Source organism: Zoogloea oleivorans (assembly GCF_008107625.1).
Taxonomy (GTDB): domain Bacteria; phylum Pseudomonadota; class Gammaproteobacteria; order Burkholderiales; family Rhodocyclaceae; genus Zoogloea; species Zoogloea oleivorans.
Genome location: NZ_SDKK01000040.1, coordinates 27,229 through 28,406, shown reverse-complemented (window position 1 = coordinate 28,406; position 1,178 = coordinate 27,229). Strand labels below are relative to the sequence as shown.

1 protein-coding gene is annotated in these 1,178 nt (G+C 65.5%); it reads right to left on the bottom strand.

Annotation, left to right across the window (positions count from 1 at the left end):
• On the bottom strand, nucleotides 1-1,178 hold a 1,178-nt coding region (locus tag ETQ85_RS24250), incomplete at both ends, for a VCBS domain-containing protein (RefSeq protein ID WP_187394850.1).

Genomic DNA, 1,178 nt, shown 5'->3' with positions numbered 1-1,178 from the left:
TCGTCTTCGTTGGTGGTGGCCGTGTCGGGTGTGGCGACGGGGCCATCGTTGGTGCCGATGATGGTGATCGCAACGCTGGAGGGGGTGCCGTCGGTGCTTTGCACCGGGAAGTTTTCACTCAGGGTGTCGCCGAGGCCGAGATTCTGGACGTCCAGGTTGGCGTTGTTGAGTGTGTAAGTCCAGTTGCCGGCCGCATCGAGAGTGAAGCTGCCGTAGGTGCCGACGACGTTGGTCTGGGGCCGGAAGCCGGCCTCACCAGCGTCCGGGTCGGTCACGGTGAGGGTGCCGCCGGTGCTGAGGATGCTGTCTTCGGTAACGCTGCCGCTGCCCGGGGTGACGATGGCCGGGTCATTGGTGCCGACCACGGTGATGGTGATGGTGCTGGTGGTGCCGTCGGACAGGCTGACCGGGAAGGTCTCGGTGCGGGTCTGGCCTTCACCGAGGCTTTGTACGACGCTGGCCGGATTGTTGAGGGTGTAGGTCCAGTTGCCGTCCGGATTGAGGGACAGGTTGCCGTAGGTGCCCGGGGTGGTGGGTTGCGGGACGAAGGTGGCGCCGCCGCTGGCCGTCAGGGTACCGCCGGTGGTGATCGGATTGTCTTCCTTGACGATGCCGACGCCAGGTGCACCGATGATTTCGTTCTGACCGAGGATGGTGACGACGACGGTGCTTTCGGTGCCATCGATGCTCTTGACGGTGAAGCTCTCGCTGCGGGTGTCGCCGTCGGCGAGGCCCTGGACCAGAGGGTTGCCATTGTCCAGGGTGTAGCTCCAGTGGCCGCTGGTGTCGATCGAGAAGCTGCCGAAGGTGCCGGGCACTCCGGCCTGGACCTGGAAGGCGGCTTCGCCTGCATCCCCATCGGTGATGGTGAGCGTGCCGCTGGCGAGGAGGGTGGTGTCTTCCCGGGTGATGCCGGTGTCGCTGCTGATGATGGCGGTGTCGGCGACTGGAGTGACGTTGATGATCGCGGTGGTCGAGGACGTGCCGCCGTGGCCGTCGGAGATGGTGTAAGTGACGGTGACCGGCCCATTGACGTTGGTGGCCGGGGTGAAGGTCAGCGTGCCGTTTGCGTTGACGACAACGCTGCCCTTGGTCGGGTCGACGCTGGCGCCGGTGACGGTGAGTACGTCGCCGCTGTCCGGATCGGTGTCGTTGCCGAGTACCGCGAAGGTGACCGG